Below are 16,672 nucleotides of genomic sequence, written 5' to 3' on the forward strand. Positions count from 1 at the left end.
GGGCACCGGATGGCCCCGCACTAGGCTGGGCGGCGGCACTCGCGCCGAGCGGTGGCCGGCAAGACGAAGTAGACCGATCGAAGGAGCACAGGTATGGGCGCGTACGACGCCGTCATCGAGATTCCGCGCGGCAGCCGCGTGAAGTACGAGGTCGACCACGGCACGGGCCGCGTCTTCCTGGATCGCGTGCTCTTCACCGCGTTCGGCTACCCGGCCAACTACGGATTCTTCGAGAACACCCTCGGCGAGGACGGCGACCCGCTCGACGTGCTGCTGCTGCTCGACTACGACCTGTACCCCGGCGTGCTCGCCAAGGTGCGTCCGGTGGGCGTGCTGAAGATGAGCGACGAGGCCGGCGGCGACGACAAGGTGGTCGCCGTGCTGTCGAAGGACCCGCGCTGGGCGCACATCCAGGACGTCGCCGACATCCCGGTCGAGCTGAAGAACGAGATCGGCCACTTCTTCGAGCACTACAAGGACCTCGAACCCAACAAGTGGGTCAAGGTCGACGAGTGGGCGGGCACCGCCGAGGCCGAGCGCCTCATCGGCGAGGCCTTCACCCGCTTCGAGGAGCACGAGGGCCAGACCAAGACGCAGGGATCCGGCGAGTCGCCGAACACCCTCTGACACCTGTCACATAACAATGCCCGGTCGCGGACGACCGGGCATTGTTGCGTTCGCGGGTGGTTCAGACCGAGACGCCGCGTGCCCGCAGGAACGGGGCGGGGTCGATGGTCCTGCCGCCGCTGTAGACCTCGAAGTGCAGGTGGCAGCCGAAGACGTTTCCGGTGAGGCCGACGAGGCCGACCGTCTGACCGGCCGAGACCCGCTGGCCGCTCGACACCAGGATGCGGCTGCTGTGCGCGTAACCGGTCGCGAAACCGTTGCCGTGGTCGATGCGCACGTAGTTGCCGTAGCCGCCGTTCCAGCCGGCGTAGGTCACGACCCCACCGCTCGCGGCGAAGGTCGGTGCGCCGCAGCCGGCGGCGAAGTCGATGCCGAGGTGGTTCGAGGTCGCGCAGTAGCTGGGGGTGCACTGGGGCGCACGGGGGCCGTACCACGAGCTGACCCACGCCGATGAGGGGCGCGACCAGCCGGAGCCCACGACGGCTCCGCCACCGCCGCCGCCACCGCCGGAGTTGCCGCCACCGCCACCACCGCCGCCGCCGCTGTTGCCACCGCCGCCACCGTTGTTGTTGGCTGCGGCAGCCGCGGCGGCCGCAGCCGCACGGGCGGCCGCCTCCGCCGCGGCGCGACGGTCGGCTTCCTCGCGCTCTTTGCGCTCGCGCTCTTCGCGCGCTTTGCGCTCCGCCTCGACACCGGCCTGGTAGTCGGCGATCGTCTTGGCGGTATTGTCCTGGAGGGCGGCCAGCTGCGCCTGCAGCGTGACCTGGTTCGCCTGCTGCTCGACGAGGGCGGCCTGGGCTGCGTCGGCCGCCTGCTGCGCGGCCTGCATCTTCTCTTCCGCCACCTTCTGCAGGCGGTCGCGCTCGGCGCGCTTCTCGGCGGCCTGGTCGCTCAGCTTCTGCGCGCTGTCGCGGGCGGTGACCGCGGTCGCGTAGACCGACTGGTTGCGGTCGATGAGCTTGTCCATCGTGCCGAGGCGCGAGAGGAGGTCGTCGGCGGAGGCGGCAGAGCCCGAGAAGAACAGGTCGAGCGGGGCGTCCTCGCCGCCCTTGCGGTACAGCTGTGCGGCGACCCGGCCGGCCTGATCGGCGGCGGCCGTGGCCGCTTCACCCTGCGCGTCGGCCTGCGCCTGCAACTGGTCGGCGTCGTACGCCGCGGTGAGGAAGGCCTGCTGCGCGTCGTAGTAGACCTGCGAGGCTGCCTCCGCCTCGGCCTGCGTGCGAGCGACCTCGGACGTCAGACCGGAGATCAGACCCTGGATGCGCGTGACCTCCGCGGCTTTGGCCGCCTCGCTGGCCTTGGCCCGCTCGACATCGGGCCAGGAGGGGTAGGTCGCCGCAGAGGCGGAAGGAAGCAGCGGGCCGCCAATGGCTCCGAAGGTGCCGAGGGCGACGATACCGATGCCGCCGAAGGTCAGGGCTGTTCGGCGATCGACCGAGGGCCACAGGGCGCGCCTCTCGCGGACGGTCGGCGCACAGCCGCAGTCATCGTCCTCGTCCAGGCGCAGGAGTGTCACACGGGTCCCTCTCGTTGAGAAGTCACAACTTCGAACACACTAGCAACACCAGTCACACGCACAACAGACTCCCAGAGGGTCGGGCGGCAGCATCCAGTCTCCGGGTCCTCTCCCCAGAACGGGGCCCGACGCGCCCTCGATTGGCGGATCGGTCGGGGATTGCGTATGCTTGGGCGTCGGCAAGCGTGAGCCTGCAGGTTAGCTCGGCCCCATCGTTTAGCGGCCTAGGACGCCGCCCTTTCACGGCGGTAGCACGGGTTCGAATCCCGTTGGGGTCACACGAACCGAAATACAACTGAATATGCATGGCCCTGTAGCGCAGTTGGTTAGCGTGCCGCCCTGTCACGGCGGAGGTCGCGGGTTCAAGTCCCGTCAGGGTCGCTCCGAGCGACAGGCCCTTTGCAGCCCTTCTTGGGAACGCAGAGGGCCTTTCGTCAAGGACGCAGCGACTTCGGATGCTGCGCGGCTCTGTAGCTCAGTTGGTAGAGCGCACGACTGAAAATCGTGAGGTCACGGGATCGACGCCCGTCGGAGCCACAAGGTGACCGTTACAGTCATCCTAGAAACCCCCACCTAGCTTCTAACATGGTGGGGGTTTTGCTTTGCCCCGGCCTCATTGGTCCACCATCACTGTCGCGCAGCGCGGCGCCCGATACCGTGGCGGCATGTCGCACCCCGACCGCGCCACCGCCAGTCCCGCCCCAGCCGACCCGAAGCGCACGACAGCGCTGGTGCTCGGCTGGATCGCCGTGGTTCCGCTGGCTCTGATCCACCTGCTGTTCCTGCTGATCATTCTGACGTCAGAGGGCGCTTCTCAGATGGCTGCCGTTCTCCCGATGATCGCCTACGTGTTGACCGGCTGGATCTGGGCGATTCTCGCCTTCATCGCCCTGATGGTGGCGCGCGACGCACGGCGACCGGTCTCTCCCTCGGTCGTCGCGCTGATCGGCCTGGCCCTGGCGTTCCTCGGGCTGTTGTACCTGATACCCCGCTGATTCCGCCCGGCTCGGCCGGGTCTTTCGGCGATCGCGAGCCGCCCCGACCACCATCCCGACGGCGTACAGCAGGAGCGCTCCGGCCGCGACCGCGACGACGAGGGTGCGGTTGGAGCCGTTGAGAACGTTGTTGACCCACCCGAGTAACGGGAGGCTGTACCAGAGCGAGCCGTGGATCTGCAGAGGCTGCACCGGATCCGGGTCGGCGGCGTCGTTGTTGTCGCCCTTCGTGATGAAGGTCAGTTCCCCATTGGTGAATGTCTTCGAGGTCACGCGGTGGCTGACGACGGCGGGGTCGCCGGAGTGGATCTGGTAGGTGATCACGTCTCCGACCTGGATCTCCTCGACGGGGGTCGGGCGGATGACGACGAGGGTGCCCGGGGGAAGAGTGGGCTCCATGGACTGCGTGAGCACGGTCATCGCGCTGCCCCCGACGAGTGCCGGCACTCCGATGACGGCGACGGCGACACCCAAGATGAGAACCAGCAGGGAAGCGCTGAGCGAGACGGCCAAGTAGTGCACGAAACTCTCGTTCACGCGTGCGCGACGGGCCGCCGCGGTCAGAACTCGACGCGTGATCTTCTCCGCGGTGTCGGTAGTGGGAATCGAAGCAGTGGTCATGAGCAACTCAAACTGGGGAAGATGAACAGGATCGTGCCGCGCACGACGGAAACCGTCGCGCTGGCGGGAGAGGTGGTGCCCGAGGCACTTTCCTTCGCCTCGATTGCGAGCGAATAGGTGCCGCTGCGGCTGAAGTCGGACGCAGCAATTGCCACCGAACCGAAGGCCGCGGAACTCGTCACCGACGCGAGGTCGACACCGGAGGCCGTGTCGTAGACCCGGTAGGTGACGGCGGCGTTGGCCGTTCGGTTGGCGGGAGCGCTCCAGCCGAGAGTCACGGATTGAGCGCCCGCGGCCGTGCAGGCCGCGTTGGTGACCGCGGCGAGCCGATACACGGTCTGGGTGATGGCGCTGGTGGTGGCCGACGTGGTCCAGCTGGTTCCCACGGCCCCGGTGACGCTGAACGCCGCCGTCAGGCTCTGTCCCTGCAGCGCGGCGTTCGTGCTGCTGCCATCGGACCCGGTGATGCGAGTGGCGATACACACCGTGACGCTGGCGCGGGCGGCCAGCGTTCGCGCCGCTACAGGAAGGACGGGGGCGCGGTCAGCGAGGGTGGTGGTGATCGTGCCGGTCGTGGGGATCGTGCTACTGCAGGTGCCGGTCCACAGGATCAACGCCGTCTTCTGCGCAAGCGCGGTGCTACCAGCGAGCTGGTTGGCGAGGGAGTAGGCCAGAGGCGCCCCCCCGGTGTTGGAGATCGTGAGCGAGCCGGTGGCCGCTGTTGAAGAGGAGCCGGAGTATCGGTACGTCGTGTTCAACTGTCCGGCCTGGGCGAGCGCCGTGGCGATGGTCGTGGACGACGCGGAGGCAGAGAGCGAAGCGGTTGCGTTCCAGGCTGCCACCGCCGTCCCGCCTCCGGCGAGGACGGCGAACGAGACCAGAGCGGCGACCACAGCAAGGCCGCGTCGAGCGGTCACCTCCGCGCCTGCGTTCCCGAGATGGTGACAGTGACAGCGGATGCTGATGCCCCCGCGGCGGCTGATGGGGCATCGGTGGGGAGAGCAAGGCCGACACAGAGCAGCGCATTCCCGCCTACCCCGATCGTTGTCGCGAGGTCGGCCCGCACGATGCGGGTGAGCGGGGCCGTCACGGCGTTGCTGACTCGACCCGCGGTGCAATCCGCGGCCGACGCCGCCGTCCCCACCGACAGGACGAGTGCGGAGGTGAACGGGGTCGCGACCTTCGGGCCCGTGACGGAATCGAGGCTGAGGGTGAGCGGTGTCGTTCCGGTGTTGCGCACCGTGCTCGCCGCGTAGACGCCCCGGCCGGGATAGAGGTCGGTCGCGGAAAGCTGCAGGGCAGTGACCGAAATGCTCGAGGACCCTGCCTTGACGGTGGCGGCGGAGGCAGCCGATGCCGTGGAGTTCCAGACGGCGAAGGTGCCTCCACCCGCCACGATACCCAGGACGACCGCACCCGCCACACCTGACGCCCCGAGAAGCAGCCGAGACGTCGCCGAGCGGCGACGGGGCTTCTCCTCGCGACGCAAGGCGCGACGGGTGAGACCGGACATTCTGGGCTCCTCAGGGACGAAGCATGCGGATCGAGCGGGTCGTTGGTCGCTCGAGGGTCAGGCGGTGGCCTGCGTGAGCGAAACGGTGAGGTTGCTCAGGCTGACGGCGCCCGACATCGCGGCGTTGTTTCCGCCCACGACGTCGCCGTAGGGGAAGGTGATGGTCACCGAGACCGTGACGTCCTGGCTGATTGCGCCCGCGCCCGGGGTGACGGTGAAAGTGGGACCGGTTCCGCTGATTCCGGCGCCGGTCGCGGTGAGGGCCGCGTTGGCCGTCAAGTAGCTGGCCAGCGCCTGGTCGGTGGGGCTGGTCGGGTTGGCGGCGGTGATCGACGCGGGGGTGAGAGCGAGCGTGGCCTTGAGGCTGTCGCCTTCGGCGCCGATCGACATCGTCTTCGTGTAGGTGAGGGTGTCGCCCGGCGCGATCGAGTACGTCGCGAGCGAGATGGGGGCGGTGGATCCGTTCGCCGTCCAGGTGCCGGCCTTGCCGGAGTCCTTGACGACGAGGTTGCCCGAGGAGATCGTGGCTCCCTGCGTGGTGGCGGAGGCGTTCCAGGTGGCGAACGTTCCTGCGCCACCGAGAAGGAGCGTGACGCCCGCTGCAGCAGCAATGGAGGCCTTGGCGATCTTGTTCATGGTTTTTCCTTTCGCGGCTGGTGGCCGCAGGTGTTCAGAAGGGTGAGAGAACTCGATTCGGGCTGTCCGGTTTCGGGCGGCCCCCTCGGGCATGTCTCCAGCGTGGGACCGCTCCCACAAGAACTGCTCGGGTCTGCGATGAGCGTCAGCGCAAGGCTCTCTTGCGGCGGGGCGCGACGGCGCGGCCCGAAGAGCAGTCGAACCTCAAGACGACCGCAAGGCGAAGCGAATTTCTTTCCGTACCGACCCCGTCACGCCGACCCAAAGCGCGTTGAAAGGGAATACCACGCGGCCCCCGGGTGTCTGATCCTGCATGGCTCAGAAGACGTGGTTCATCACCGGCACCTCACGCGGATTCGGACGGGAGTGGACGATCGCGGCCCTGGAGCGCGGCGATCGCGTCGCCGCGACCGCCCGCAACATCTCCTCGCTCGACGACCTGGTCGACAAGTACGGTGACGCGCTGTTGCCGATCACCCTCGACGTCACCGACCACGACGCCGACTTCGCCGCCGTGCAGCACGCGTTCGACCACTTCGGCGTGCTCGACATCGTCGTCAACAACGCCGGCTACGGCCAATTCGGCATGGCGGAGGAGCTGAGCGAGCAGGAAATGCGCGACCAGATCGAGACCAACGTCTTCGGCGCGATCTGGGTCACCCAGGCCGCCCTCCCGATCCTGCGAGCGCAGGGCTTCGGCCACATCATCCAGGTGTCCTCGATCGGCGGCATCTCGGCGTTCCCGAACCTCAGCGCGTACCACGCGTCGAAATGGGCGCTCGAGGGCTTCTCGCAGGCCCTGTCCCAAGAGGTCGCCGGCTTCGGCATCCACGTCACACTCATCGAGCCCGGCGGATTCTCGACCGACTGGTCGGGTGCGAGCGCCCGCCGCGCGCAGGAGATCCCCGCTTACGACGAGGTGCGCGATCGCCGCGCTCAGCAGCGCGCAGCGCAGGTCGCCGGTGACCCGACAGCGTCGGCTGCGGCGCTGATGGAGGTCGTGGATGCTGCGGAGCCGCCCCTGCGCGTGTTCTTCGGCACCGCTCCCCTCCCCATCGCCCAGGCGGACTACGCGTCGCGCCTCGCGAACTGGGAGAAGTGGAACGACGTCGCGAAGCTCGCGCAGGGCTGACCGCAGCATCCGCTCTTCATCGTCGAGTACGCACGTTCTCGACGAGACCGCCCCTGATCGTTCGCGATACAGGGGCGGTTCGACGAGTACGCACGTTCTGGGCGGGCCCCGACGTGTGCGTGCGCGCTAGGGCTGGCGGATGATCGGGATCGCGCGGGTCATGGGGCGCGTCTCGTACTCTTCGTCGGGGTCCGGCGCCTCGAGGAGCAGGAACAGCCCGCCGTAGGGCGGCAGCTGCATCGGGAAGCTCTGCAGGTCGTCGACGCGGCCGATCGTCTCGCCCGTCTCGGCGTTGACGACTCCGCTGCGCGGCGGCAGCTGCTTCGAGCGCACCGTGCCGTCGATCGTCTCGCCCGAGAAGTTCAGCACCGTGATCTGCAGAGGCGCGTCCTCGATGCGCGAGTCTCCGCCGTCGAGGCGGTGAACCATCACGAGCATGCTGGGGTGCCCGACCTGCGGGACATCGACCTGTGAGGCGATCGCGATGCCGTTCTCGCGGCGGGTGTCGAGCACCCGACGGAGGCCGCTGATGAACGAATCCGGCTCGGTCAGCTGCGTCGGCAGCGAGCCGTAGAGCGAACGGGCACGCGGCATGCCGGCGAGGGAGCGTGTCGCGTCGGGGGCGACGTCGAGCAGGTCGTGCGCACCGCGCTCGATCCACCGGGTGTCCCCGGAGGAGATGAGCGAGCGCACTTCGTCGGCCGGCAGGGTGAGCGAGCCCGTGAGGTCCCAGCCCGACAGCGCGAACACTCCCGGCTGCCAGGCGTTGTACTTCGCCATCAGCAGGTGGGCGTCGCGGATGCTGGGGATGTCGGCGTCGGTGATGTCGTCGAGGTGCGCCTTGCCCTGCGTCGCGGCGATCAACGAAGTGGTCGTGCAGGCGATGCCGTTCTGCGTGAACACCAGGTTGTAATCGGCATCGACGGTGAGGATCTCGGTGAGTTCCGCCCGGATCTGCTCGGCGATCTCACCGCCCGTGACCTCGGCGTGACGGAAGGAGTAGACGTCGTCACGGTGGGTCGTGGCCCAGTGCACGAGCTCGTAGGTGAGCTCGTCGTGGTTCTGCAGGCCGTGGACGAGCTGCGCGGGTTCGACCCCGATCTCGAGCGCCGTGTTCAGCGTGAGGCGCAGGAACTCGGTGTTGGCCGTCGCGAGCGCGTGCTGGTACCCCGGACGCGTGACGAAGTCGTACGACAGATCGGCGCCGACCTGACCGGTGTCGCGGATGTCTTCGATCGTGAGGTTGAGCTCCTGGAAGGTGAAGCCGCCCACCTTGCGCACCATGCTCGCGATGATGTGGTTCGCGGCGTGCGAGAGGGGGTGCCCCTCCGACCAGGCGGGCAGCCCTTCGGCGCTCTTCTCCACTCCGAGGAAGCCGTTGGCGTCCAGGCGCAGTGCGCTCGTGCCGAGGTCGCCCAGCGAATGCAGGGCGTCGCCGATGACCAGGCGCATTCCCGCGAAGGTCGGGTCGAGCCAGTTGATCGAGGGCTGGCCCTCCTTGAAGTAGTGCAGGTACACCCAGCGCCGTTCGACACCGTCGGTGCCGGTGACGGGCGAGGTCGCACTCCAGTTCGTCTCCTTCACCCCGGCGGTGTAGAAGATGACGCGCTGCAGCTCGCCGATGATGTAGCCGCGGGCGCTCAGCACGCGCTCGGTGGCCGTGTCGAGGTTGACCGAATCGCGTCCCTCGGGGATCTCGGGAAGCAGTCCCCAGTCCTCCGGCGGGATCTCGACCATGTGGTAGATGCCGGGGTAGTCCTTGTAAGCCATCTCCGCGAGGCGGAAGTCCGACCCCTTGCCGGTGTGGCCGGGCACGATGTCGTCGATGACGCTGCCGCCGTGCGTGTCCGCGACGTCGGCGAGGCGGCGGAAGTCGCTCTCATCGCCGAACTCCGGGTCGATCTGGGTGCTGATGCGGTCGAAGTGACCGTCGACGCTCGGCGTCTCCTGCCATCCCGAGATACCGCCCGCGCGCTTCACCGGACCGGTGTGGATACCGGTGATGCCGACCTGCTCGAACGCCTCCCACAGCGCCTCGTCACCCAGCGCGTGCAGGAACGACTCCCCCTGCCGAGTGATGAGCGAAAGCGGGTAGGCGGTGAACCAGACATCGCTGGTCTCGATCGCGCGCCGCGCGTCGGGCCGCGCATAGGGGTTGCGCCACATCGACGGCTGACCCGAGAGCTGGCGGCCGAGGACATCGGCGTCCTTCAACATCGACTGGCGCACGAGCCACTCGACGTAGGCGGGGTTGGTTCCGTTCGCGGTGCGCGGGTCGGAGACGAAGCGCCGCAGGCTTCCGCCGCGCAGCTGATCGCGCGGGCGAAGGCGGCGGGGGCGCGCGGGATAGCGCTGCTCGTCGTAGGTGATCTCGCTCGCGTCACGCTCCACGGGTTCGTCGGAGATGATCGCGTTCTCATCGCGCTCGATGGGTTCGTCCACGGAGGTCCTTCCCGCACAGCACAAGGGGGTCGGTTGATCGTAGCCGCGCCCCGTGACGCGCCGGTTACCAGTTGACCGTGTCGAGCCGAGCCGGTAGGTCGGCCGGAGCGTGTTGACTGGGGGGTATGACGTCCTGGGTCGAGCACGCGATGTGGTGGCATGTGTATCCCCTCGGCTTCGTCGGAGCACCGATCCGGCCCGAGGAAGGATCAACGGATGCTGTGGTCCACCGCCTCTCCCGCCTCGAAGGCTGGCTCGACCACGTGGTGGGCCTCGGGCTGAACGGAGTGGCGCTCGGCCCGATCTTCGCCTCCTCGACGCACGGCTACGACACGGTCGACTACTTCCGCATCGACCCGCGACTCGGGGACGACGCCGACTTCGATCACCTCGTCGCCGAGGCCAAGGAGCGGGGCATTCGCGTGCTGCTCGACGGGGTCTTCAACCACGTCGGGCGCCGGCATCCGTTCTTCCGAGCCCTCGAGGCCCAAGGACCGGAAGCAGCGACGGCCGATCTCTTCCGCGTCGATTGGGCGGGGTGGAACGCCGGCGACCCGGTGCCGGCTGAGGTATTCGAGGGGCACGACGCGCTCGTGGCCCTCAACCACGCCTCGACGGCCGTGGAAGACCTCGTGGTGCGGGTCATGCAGCACTGGCTGGACCGCGGCGCCGACGGGTGGCGCCTCGACGCCGCCTACGCGGTCGATCCCGCGTTCTGGGCGCGGGTGCTCCCGCGGGTGCGCGAGACGCATCCGGACGCGTGGTTCACCGGCGAGGTGATCCACGGCGACGCGGCCGCGATCGTCCAGGCATCCACCGTCGATTCCCTGACCCAGTACGAACTCTGGCAGGGCATCTGGCACAGCCTCGCCGATGCGAACCTGTTCGAACTGAAGCACGCGATCGAGCGGAACAACGAGCTGCTGGCCACCTTCGTGCCGACGACGTTCGTCGGCAATCACGACGTGACGCGGATCGCCTCGGCGATCGTGGACGACCGGCACCTCCCCCACGCGCTCGCGGTGCTCATGACCGTGGCCGGCACCCCGATGATCTACGCGGGCGACGAGTACGGTCTGCACGCGGTGAAGGAGGAGCGGCTCGGCGGTGACGACGCCGTGCGTCCCGAATTCCCGCCCACCCCGCCGAAGGTCGCGAGCGACCTCCCCGGGGCTCCGGCCGATGCCGCCGCGGTGCTCGCGCTGCATGCCGAGCTGATCGCGCTGCGCCGCCGGCACCCGTGGGTGCACCGCGCGCACTCCGACGTGCTGCACGTCGACAACACGGAGCTCGTCGTGCGCACAGCGACGGGTGAGGGCGCTCTGGTCGTGGCGCTCAACCTCGGCGACCTGCCCGTGTCGCTCCCGGTCGGCGACGCTTCCGTCGTACTGGCCGGTTCGACGAGGCTCGCGGATGCCCACGCCGAGCTGCCGGCCCACGGCTGGGCTGTGCTCGGCTGACCGATGGGCGTCCCGACCCGTCGCGGGGTGGCTGACCGATGGGCGTCCCGTCACGTCGCGGCGTCGGAGATCGAGGAGATCCCCGGTTTCGAGGACCGGTCCGGCCGGAATCATCCTCGATCCTCGGGATCTCCTCTGTTTTCGTCGCGCGCGGGGGCGGGGCGCAGCATCCACCCCCTCCACCCCCGGTGCACAGGGGAGGAGATGTGCATTCGGGAGGGCGGATTCAGCCCAACAGCCCTCCCGAGCGCACATCCCCTCCCGAACGCACGGGGCAGGGGGCGGGGCGGATGCTAGGACGCTCAGCCGCGCTCAGCCGCCCTCACGCCCGCCAGACCAGGCCGCCCGCGCCGATCAGGGGCGCATCGCCGCCGAGCGAGGAGCGGTGCACGGTGATGCGGGTGGTGTGCTCGAGTACGTTGTAGCGGGCGAGGGCTGCGGAGACCTCCTCGATGTAGCGGGGATAGCCGAGGGCGAATCCGCCGGCGATGCTCACGGCCTCGATGTCGACGAGCGCGCCCACGGAGGCGATCGCCTCGGCGAGACCGTTCACCGACCGCTGGATCGCGGCGACGGCGGTCGGGTGGCCGCGCAAAGAGTCGGCGACGAGCTCTTCGCCCGTCGTCCCCTCCCACCCGTTCGCCCGCGCCCAGGCGACCGAGCCGGTGCCCGAGGAGATGCGCTCGACGCTGGCTTCGTCGGGATCCTGGCCCGCCGCGACCTCGCGGATGAGCATCTGCCCGAGGTGCCCGGCGTTGCCGGTGCCACCGGAGAGGAGTCGGCCGTCGACGATCAACCCGCTGCCGACCCCGGTGGACACGACCAGAGCCATCGCGTTCCGCGTGCCGACCAGGTTGCCGACCCACGCTTCGGCCAGGGCGAGGCACTGCCCGTCGAGCCGCACCACGGTGGGCAGGCCGGTCAGTGCGGTGACCCGCTCCGCGATGCGGTGACGCCGCCACTGCGGCAGATTCAGCGGCGAGATCTCCCCGTCCGGCGAGAACACCGGACCGGCGGAGCCGACGCCCGCGCCGAGGAGGCGCTGGCGCGGCTGCACCGCGGCGAGCGCGGATTCCACGACGGTGCGCACCGAGGCGTCGAGCTCCTCGGCGGAACGCTCGCGCCCGGTCGGCGCGCGATGGCGGCTGCCCGCGACGAGCTGCCCGTTCGCCGTGACGAGCGCCGCTTCGACCTTGGTGCCGCCGATGTCGACGGCGAGAGCGATGTCGCTATCGAGGAGGGGATCAGTCACCCCGCCATTGTTGCGCAGAGGGCCCGCCGCACCGGCAGGCGCGACGCAGCCGGCCCGCCGCACGGGGCAGGCGCGAAGCGGCCGACCTCACCCCATGTGGAAGAGCGGGACGACGAGGTAGATCCCGTAGAGCGTGGCCACGATCCCGATCGCGAAGCAGACCCCGGCGCCGAGCGTCGCCGCCATCGGACGTGCCTGCGTGCGCGTGTGCACGACGGCGGCCGAGCCCTCGGGATCGTCACCGTCGGCCATCTCGATGTCGGGCGCGCCGACCGAGAGCAGCCGCACGCCCAGGGAGTACGACCCCACCACCACGACCGTCGCGACGAGGGCGACGATCGCCACGAGCAGGATCGACCCCCAGTCGACGCCCAGCCACTGCCCGCTTCCGCCTGCCGCGTGCACGATCATGCGCGCTCACCCGCCTTCTCGGTCTCTGCGTCCTGGGCGCCCTTGTCGGCGTCCGTCGCGTGGTCATTGACGTTCTCGGCGGTCACCGGGCGGCGCCGCGCGAGCAGGTAGAGCCCGACGCATCCTGCCGCCCCGACCACCGCGACGATCAGGAGTCCGATGAGGCTCGTGCTGGCGAGCCACGCGGCGAGCCCGCCCACGAGGGCCGCCGCCGGCAGCGTCACCACCCAGGCGATCACGATGCGACCGACGACGCCCCAGTGCACGGTCGCGAGGCGCTTGCCGATGCCCGCTCCCACGACCGCTCCCGAGGTGACCTGGGTGGTCGACAGGGGGAACCCGAGCGAGGAGGAGACGAGGATCGTCGCGGCCGCGCTGGTCTCGGCCGCGAAGCCCTGCGGCGGCTTGACGTCGGTGATGCGCTTGCCGACGGTGCGCATGATGCGCCACCCCCCGAGGTAGGTGCCGAGGGCGATCGCCGTGCCCGCGCCCAGGATCACCCAGAACTGCGGGCCGGTGCCGGTCTCCTGATACCCCGCCACGATGAGGGTCAGGGTGATGACGCCCATCGTCTTCTGGGCGTCGTTCGTGCCGTGGGCGAGGGAGACGAGCGAGGCCGAGACCGTCTGGCCGTGGCGGAACGCGGCGCTCGATCCGGCGACGGTGGCCATCTTCGTGACCCGGTAGGCGAGGTAGGTCGCCACGATCGCGATGCCGCTCGCGATGAAGGGGGAGAGCAGGGCCGGCAGGACGATCTTCGAGACGACGCCCGCCCAGTTCACCGAGTTGAGCCCGGCACCGATGACGGCAGCGCCGATGAGGCCGCCGAACAGGGCGTGGGTGGAGCTGGACGGCAGGCCCAGCCACCAGGTCCCGAGGTTCCAGAGCACCGCCCCCATCAGGCCGGCGAAGATCATCGGCACGGTGATGCCGGGCAGCCCCTGGTCGTTCTGGTTGAGGATGCCGTCCGAGACGGTCTTGGCCACAGCGGTCGACAGGAACGCCCCGACGAGGTTCAGGACGGCCGAGATGAGCACCGCGACTTTGGGCTTCAAGGCCCCGGTCGCCACGGAGGTCGCCATGGCGTTGGCGGTGTCGTGGAAGCCGTTGGTGAAGTCGAAGAAGAACGCGAGGGCGACGACGAGCAGAACGGGGATGAGCACGTCCATGGGGGCCTCCAAACAGGTCGGCTCAACGTTAGAAGTGCCGTGTCCGCGGCGTGCAGGAACGGCAGGAGAATCCGAGGTGAACACTCCCCCTCGCGGTGCCGACGCCGCGACGATCGCACTCGCTAGGATCCGAAGGCGGTCAGGGCGGCACAGGGGGATACATGGCGGTACCGGGGGAACGTCGTCGCGCGCGTCGACGCGTCGATCGACGATCGCGGCGAGCGCTGGTCGTCGCGCTGGCGGTCGGCGCGGCTCTCGTCGCCGCCGCGGCCGTGGTGAGCGTCGTGGCGGTCAGGGGCAGTTCAGCGGATGCTTCGTCCCCGGCAGCATCCGTTCCCCCTCCTCCTTCGTCCGCGACACCCTCCCCCACCCCACTTTCGGCCGCCCGGGCCCTCCTCGCCACGAGCGCGGACGACAACTCGTGCGCGGTCTCCTTCGCCGGCGCCGGCGTCGTGGTGAAGCCGATGCTGCAGACACGGGGAGCGCTCTACTCCGCGCTTCCGCTCCCCCACCTCGACGGAGAGGTCTTCGCCGGGTGGTACGCGACGTCGGCGGATGCTGCGTCACGGGCGACCGCGGGTCGGGTGAACGGGTCCGACCTCGTCACGTGCACGGATCGCGAGCGCACGCTGTTCGCGGGGTGGACCACGTCCGCCGATAACGCCGCGGAAGCGACCGCTGTGCCGGTGCTGATGTACCACCAGTTCACGACGAAGCCCGAGGGGGAGAGCAACGCGCTGCGTGGCAACTACGCCTACATCGGCGACTTCGCCGCGCACATCGCGTACATCGCCGACACCGGCTTCTACCTGCCGACGTGGGACGAGCTCAGCGCCTTCATCGACGGCGACCTGTACCTGCCGAAGCGCTCGGTGATCGTCACCGACGATGACGCGGACAGCACGTGGCTCGAGCTGGCCGCGCCCGTCGTCGCCGAGCACCACGTGCTGACGACCTCGTTCGTGATCACGAAATGGCGCACCGAAGGGGCGCCCAACCCCTTCGTGCTGCAGCGCTCGCACACGAACGACATGCACGAGGCGGGTGCCGACGGCCGAGGCCGCATGGTCAACTGGTCGGCCGCCGACATCGCCGCCGACCTCGAGACCTCCGCGGCGATCCTCGGAGCGAAGGAGGTCGTGGCCTATCCCTTCGGTCACTACGACGACACCGCGAAGGCGGGGGTGGCCGCGGCCGGGTTCGCGATGGCCCGCACGATCGACCAGGGCTCCGTGCGCATCGGCAGCGACAAACTGGCCCTCCCGTGCGTGCGCGTGGACTACGGCATGACGCTCGACGATCTCGTTCCGCTCATCGGCTGAGCCGGGCCGGCGCCCCATCGCTTTCATAACGATCAACGGCGCGTGCTGTGCAAGTGGTGGACATCAGCAGATCCGCAGGATTCGCTTGTGATCGGCCGTTAGGCTGAAATCTCCCTGGCACCAGCAGATCGAGAGTCCTTCATGGATGTGTCCGTCATCGTTCCCACCTTCAACGAAGGTCCGAACGTCCGCGAACTCCTCCGCCGACTCGATTCGGCGTTGACCGGCACCGCGTACGAGGTCGTTTTCGTGGATGATTCCACCGACGACACCCCGGAGATCATCGCCGCGGCATCCGCCGTGAGCGAGGCTCCGGTGCGCCTCATCCACCGTGATCACCCCACCGGCGGCCTCGGCGGCGCCGTGGTCGAGGGCATGCAGGCCGCGACGGCATCGTGGTGCCTCATCATGGACGGCGACCTGCAGCATCCGCCCGAGGTCATCCCCGACATGCTGCGTCGTGCCGGACGCGGCGATGTCGACGTCGTGGTGGCCTCTCGCTACACCGATGGCGGCACCTCCGACGGCCTGGCCGGCGTGGTGCGCACCGGGGTGTCCAAGGTGTCGACCCTGCTGACCAAGGCGATGTTCCCCCGCAAGCTCAGCGGCTGCTCCGACCCGATGACGGGCTTCTTCCTCGTCAACCGCGATTCGCTCGAGGTCGACTCCCTCCGCCCCCGCGGCTTCAAGATCCTGCTCGAGATCCTCGCGCGTCGCCAGATGCGCGTCGCCGAGGTGCCGTTCGACTTCGCCGAGCGTTTCGCGGGCGAATCGAAGGCCTCGTTCACGCAGGGCATCCGCTTCCTCACCCAGCTGACCATGCTGCGGTTCGGCCGCATGTCGGCGTTCGCCGTCGTCGGCGGCGTCGGCGCCCTCGCGAACCTGGGCATCATGTGGCTGCTCATCGAGTTCGGGATGGAGTACGTCTGGGCCGCGATCCTCGCGAGCGCCGTCACGATCGTGGGCAACTTCCTGCTGCTCGAATACCTCGTGTTCGCCGACATGCGCGAAGACTCCGGGCTAATGCGGCACCGCTTCATCAAGTCGTTCGCGTTCAACGGACTCGAAGCGATCATCCGCATCCCGGTGCTCGCGATCATCGTCGAGCGCACGCACATCCCGAGCGTCCTGGCCGCCGGCCTCACCCTGATCGCCGCGTTCGTGGTGCGCTTCCTCTTCCACGCGCTCGTGGTCTACGCACCCCGTAAGCAGCGCGCCGCCGACCTCGTGGAGTCGCCGACCCCCCTCGCCGACGAGCTCGCCGGCTGACGACCCGACGCACTCACCCGGCGGCGTAACCTGGATCAATGACTTCCACAGACGCTCCCGTGAAGATGTTCGGCGCACAGTGGTGCATCGATTGTCGGCGCACCCAGAAGCAGCTGAACGACCTCGGCATCGCTTACGACTACGTCGACCTCGAGGCCGACCCGGCCGCCGCGGACGTGGCCCGGGAGATCTCCGGCCGCACCAGCATCCCGGTCGTGGTGTACCCCGACGCCACCCACCAGGTGGAGCCGTCGAACGCCGACGTGGAAGCCAAGCTGCGCGAGCTCGCGCTCATCTGAGCGATACC

Annotated in this window: 15 protein-coding genes and 3 tRNA genes; 9 read left to right on the forward strand and 9 right to left on the reverse strand. The window is 69.1% G+C overall.

Features of this window, described 5'->3' with window-relative positions; translation table 11 throughout:
* Positions 1 to 93: 93 nt before the first annotated feature.
* Positions 94 to 627 carry an inorganic diphosphatase gene (locus ACFXP5_RS08735; protein WP_394527799.1) on the forward strand — a complete coding sequence of 178 codons (534 nt, stop codon included), beginning with the start codon at positions 94 to 96 and terminating at the stop codon, positions 625 to 627.
* A 61-nt stretch (positions 628 to 688) separates the two neighbouring features.
* Here the strand turns inward: ACFXP5_RS08735 and ACFXP5_RS08740 are convergent, their stop codons facing one another.
* A complete protein-coding gene (locus tag ACFXP5_RS08740) occupies positions 689 to 2,143 on the reverse strand; it encodes a peptidoglycan DD-metalloendopeptidase family protein (RefSeq protein WP_394544335.1) in 1,455 nt (484 codons plus the stop codon).
* 205 nt (positions 2,144 to 2,348) lie between these two features.
* Here ACFXP5_RS08740 and ACFXP5_RS08745 point away from each other — a divergent pair.
* The 3 genes from ACFXP5_RS08745 (at position 2,349) to ACFXP5_RS08755 (ending at position 2,680) form a co-directional block, all read left to right on the forward strand.
* A tRNA-Glu gene (locus tag ACFXP5_RS08745) sits at positions 2,349 to 2,421 on the forward strand.
* 29 nt (positions 2,422 to 2,450) lie between these two features.
* Positions 2,451 to 2,524 (forward strand) — tRNA-Asp (locus tag ACFXP5_RS08750).
* Positions 2,525 to 2,607: 83 nt separating this feature from the next.
* Positions 2,608 to 2,680, forward strand: a tRNA-Phe gene (locus ACFXP5_RS08755).
* A 263-nt stretch (positions 2,681 to 2,943) separates the two neighbouring features.
* Here the strand turns inward: ACFXP5_RS08755 and ACFXP5_RS08760 are convergent.
* Genes ACFXP5_RS08760 through ACFXP5_RS08775 form a run of 4 tightly spaced genes read right to left on the reverse strand, consistent with a single transcriptional unit; the run spans position 2,944 to position 5,908 of the window.
* Entirely contained in the window at positions 2,944 to 3,759 is an 816-nt protein-coding gene (locus ACFXP5_RS08760; RefSeq protein ID WP_394544336.1) for a signal peptidase I, read from the reverse strand.
* Complete coding sequence (locus ACFXP5_RS08765; RefSeq protein ID WP_394544337.1) at positions 3,756 to 4,676, reverse strand: hypothetical protein; 921 nt, start codon at positions 4,674 to 4,676, stop codon at positions 3,756 to 3,758. The genes ACFXP5_RS08760 and ACFXP5_RS08765 overlap by 4 nt, the downstream gene beginning before the upstream one ends.
* The gene (locus ACFXP5_RS08770) at positions 4,673 to 5,272 is read right to left on the reverse strand and encodes a hypothetical protein (protein ID WP_394544338.1); all 600 of its coding nucleotides are present in this window, start codon (positions 5,270 to 5,272) and stop codon (positions 4,673 to 4,675) included. The genes ACFXP5_RS08765 and ACFXP5_RS08770 overlap by 4 nt, the downstream gene beginning before the upstream one ends.
* 57 nt (positions 5,273 to 5,329) lie before the next feature.
* Entirely contained in the window at positions 5,330 to 5,908 is a 579-nt protein-coding gene (locus tag ACFXP5_RS08775) for an alternate-type signal peptide domain-containing protein (RefSeq protein WP_394527805.1), read from the reverse strand.
* 313 nt (positions 5,909 to 6,221) lie between these two features.
* On the opposite strand from ACFXP5_RS08775, the gene ACFXP5_RS08780 reads away from it, so the two are divergent.
* Positions 6,222 to 7,040, forward strand: coding sequence for an SDR family oxidoreductase (locus ACFXP5_RS08780; RefSeq protein ID WP_394544339.1), 819 nt, complete (start codon positions 6,222 to 6,224; stop codon positions 7,038 to 7,040).
* Positions 7,041 to 7,166: 126 nt separating this feature from the next.
* Here the strand turns inward: ACFXP5_RS08780 and treS are convergent, their stop codons facing one another.
* Positions 7,167 to 9,470, reverse strand: a complete 2,304-nt coding sequence (gene treS / locus ACFXP5_RS08785) for a maltose alpha-D-glucosyltransferase (RefSeq protein WP_394528108.1) — start codon at positions 9,468 to 9,470, stop codon at positions 7,167 to 7,169.
* A gap of 137 nt (positions 9,471 to 9,607) precedes the next feature.
* On the opposite strand from treS, the gene ACFXP5_RS08790 reads away from it, so the two are divergent.
* Positions 9,608 to 10,942: an alpha-amylase family glycosyl hydrolase gene (locus ACFXP5_RS08790; protein ID WP_394544340.1), complete on the forward strand. Its 1,335-nt coding sequence runs from the start codon at positions 9,608 to 9,610 to the stop codon at positions 10,940 to 10,942.
* A gap of 322 nt (positions 10,943 to 11,264) precedes the next feature.
* Here ACFXP5_RS08790 and ACFXP5_RS08795 read toward each other — a convergent pair whose 3' ends face one another.
* From ACFXP5_RS08795 to ACFXP5_RS08805, 3 genes are all read right to left on the reverse strand, one after another.
* The gene (locus ACFXP5_RS08795; RefSeq protein WP_394544341.1) at positions 11,265 to 12,194 is read right to left on the reverse strand and encodes an ROK family protein; all 930 of its coding nucleotides are present in this window, start codon (positions 12,192 to 12,194) and stop codon (positions 11,265 to 11,267) included.
* Between the two features lie 87 nt (positions 12,195 to 12,281).
* On the reverse strand, positions 12,282 to 12,605 hold the full coding sequence (locus ACFXP5_RS08800; protein ID WP_394527809.1) for a hypothetical protein: 324 nt from the start codon (positions 12,603 to 12,605) through the stop codon (positions 12,282 to 12,284).
* Entirely contained in the window at positions 12,602 to 13,774 is a 1,173-nt protein-coding gene (locus ACFXP5_RS08805) for an inorganic phosphate transporter (RefSeq protein ID WP_394527810.1), read from the reverse strand. The genes ACFXP5_RS08800 and ACFXP5_RS08805 overlap by 4 nt, the downstream gene beginning before the upstream one ends.
* Positions 13,775 to 13,935: 161 nt before the next feature.
* On the opposite strand from ACFXP5_RS08805, the gene ACFXP5_RS08810 reads away from it, so the two are divergent.
* The 3 genes from ACFXP5_RS08810 to ACFXP5_RS08820 all read left to right on the forward strand — a co-directional run bounded on the left by ACFXP5_RS08810 (position 13,936) and on the right by ACFXP5_RS08820 (position 16,664).
* Positions 13,936 to 15,096 (forward strand): polysaccharide deacetylase family protein, encoded by a 1,161-nt coding sequence (locus ACFXP5_RS08810; RefSeq protein WP_394544342.1) that lies wholly within the window; start codon positions 13,936 to 13,938, stop codon positions 15,094 to 15,096.
* 141 nt (positions 15,097 to 15,237) lie between these two features.
* Complete coding sequence (locus ACFXP5_RS08815; RefSeq protein WP_394527812.1) at positions 15,238 to 16,365, forward strand: glycosyltransferase; 1,128 nt, start codon at positions 15,238 to 15,240, stop codon at positions 16,363 to 16,365.
* A 38-nt stretch (positions 16,366 to 16,403) separates the two neighbouring features.
* A complete protein-coding gene (locus tag ACFXP5_RS08820) occupies positions 16,404 to 16,664 on the forward strand; it encodes a glutaredoxin family protein (protein WP_394527813.1) in 261 nt (86 codons plus the stop codon).
* Positions 16,665 to 16,672 lie beyond the last annotated feature (8 nt).

The sequence above is a fragment of the Microbacterium hanjuni genome (genome assembly GCF_043556395.1).
GTDB lineage: Bacteria > Actinomycetota > Actinomycetes > Actinomycetales > Microbacteriaceae > Microbacterium.

Excerpts from the sequence above, each read along its gene's own strand:
- ACFXP5_RS08775 (WP_394527805.1), bottom strand. The coding sequence starts at position 5,908 with ATGAACAAGATCGCCAAGGCCTCCATTGCTGCTGCAGCGGGCGTCACG.
- ACFXP5_RS08735 (WP_394527799.1), top strand. The coding sequence starts at position 94 with ATGGGCGCGTACGACGCCGTCATCGAGATTCCGCGCGGCAGCCGCGTG.
- ACFXP5_RS08820 (WP_394527813.1), top strand. The coding sequence starts at position 16,404 with ATGACTTCCACAGACGCTCCCGTGAAGATGTTCGGCGCACAGTGGTGC.
- ACFXP5_RS08810 (WP_394544342.1), top strand. The coding sequence starts at position 13,936 with ATGGCGGTACCGGGGGAACGTCGTCGCGCGCGTCGACGCGTCGATCGA.
- ACFXP5_RS08805 (WP_394527810.1), bottom strand. The coding sequence starts at position 13,774 with ATGGACGTGCTCATCCCCGTTCTGCTCGTCGTCGCCCTCGCGTTCTTC.
- ACFXP5_RS08760 (WP_394544336.1), bottom strand. The coding sequence starts at position 3,759 with ATGACCACTGCTTCGATTCCCACTACCGACACCGCGGAGAAGATCACG.
- ACFXP5_RS08800 (WP_394527809.1), bottom strand. The coding sequence starts at position 12,605 with ATGATCGTGCACGCGGCAGGCGGAAGCGGGCAGTGGCTGGGCGTCGAC.
- ACFXP5_RS08790 (WP_394544340.1), top strand. The coding sequence starts at position 9,608 with ATGACGTCCTGGGTCGAGCACGCGATGTGGTGGCATGTGTATCCCCTC.
- ACFXP5_RS08780 (WP_394544339.1), top strand. The coding sequence starts at position 6,222 with ATGGCTCAGAAGACGTGGTTCATCACCGGCACCTCACGCGGATTCGGA.
- ACFXP5_RS08770 (WP_394544338.1), bottom strand. The coding sequence starts at position 5,272 with ATGTCCGGTCTCACCCGTCGCGCCTTGCGTCGCGAGGAGAAGCCCCGT.
- ACFXP5_RS08815 (WP_394527812.1), top strand. The coding sequence starts at position 15,238 with ATGGATGTGTCCGTCATCGTTCCCACCTTCAACGAAGGTCCGAACGTC.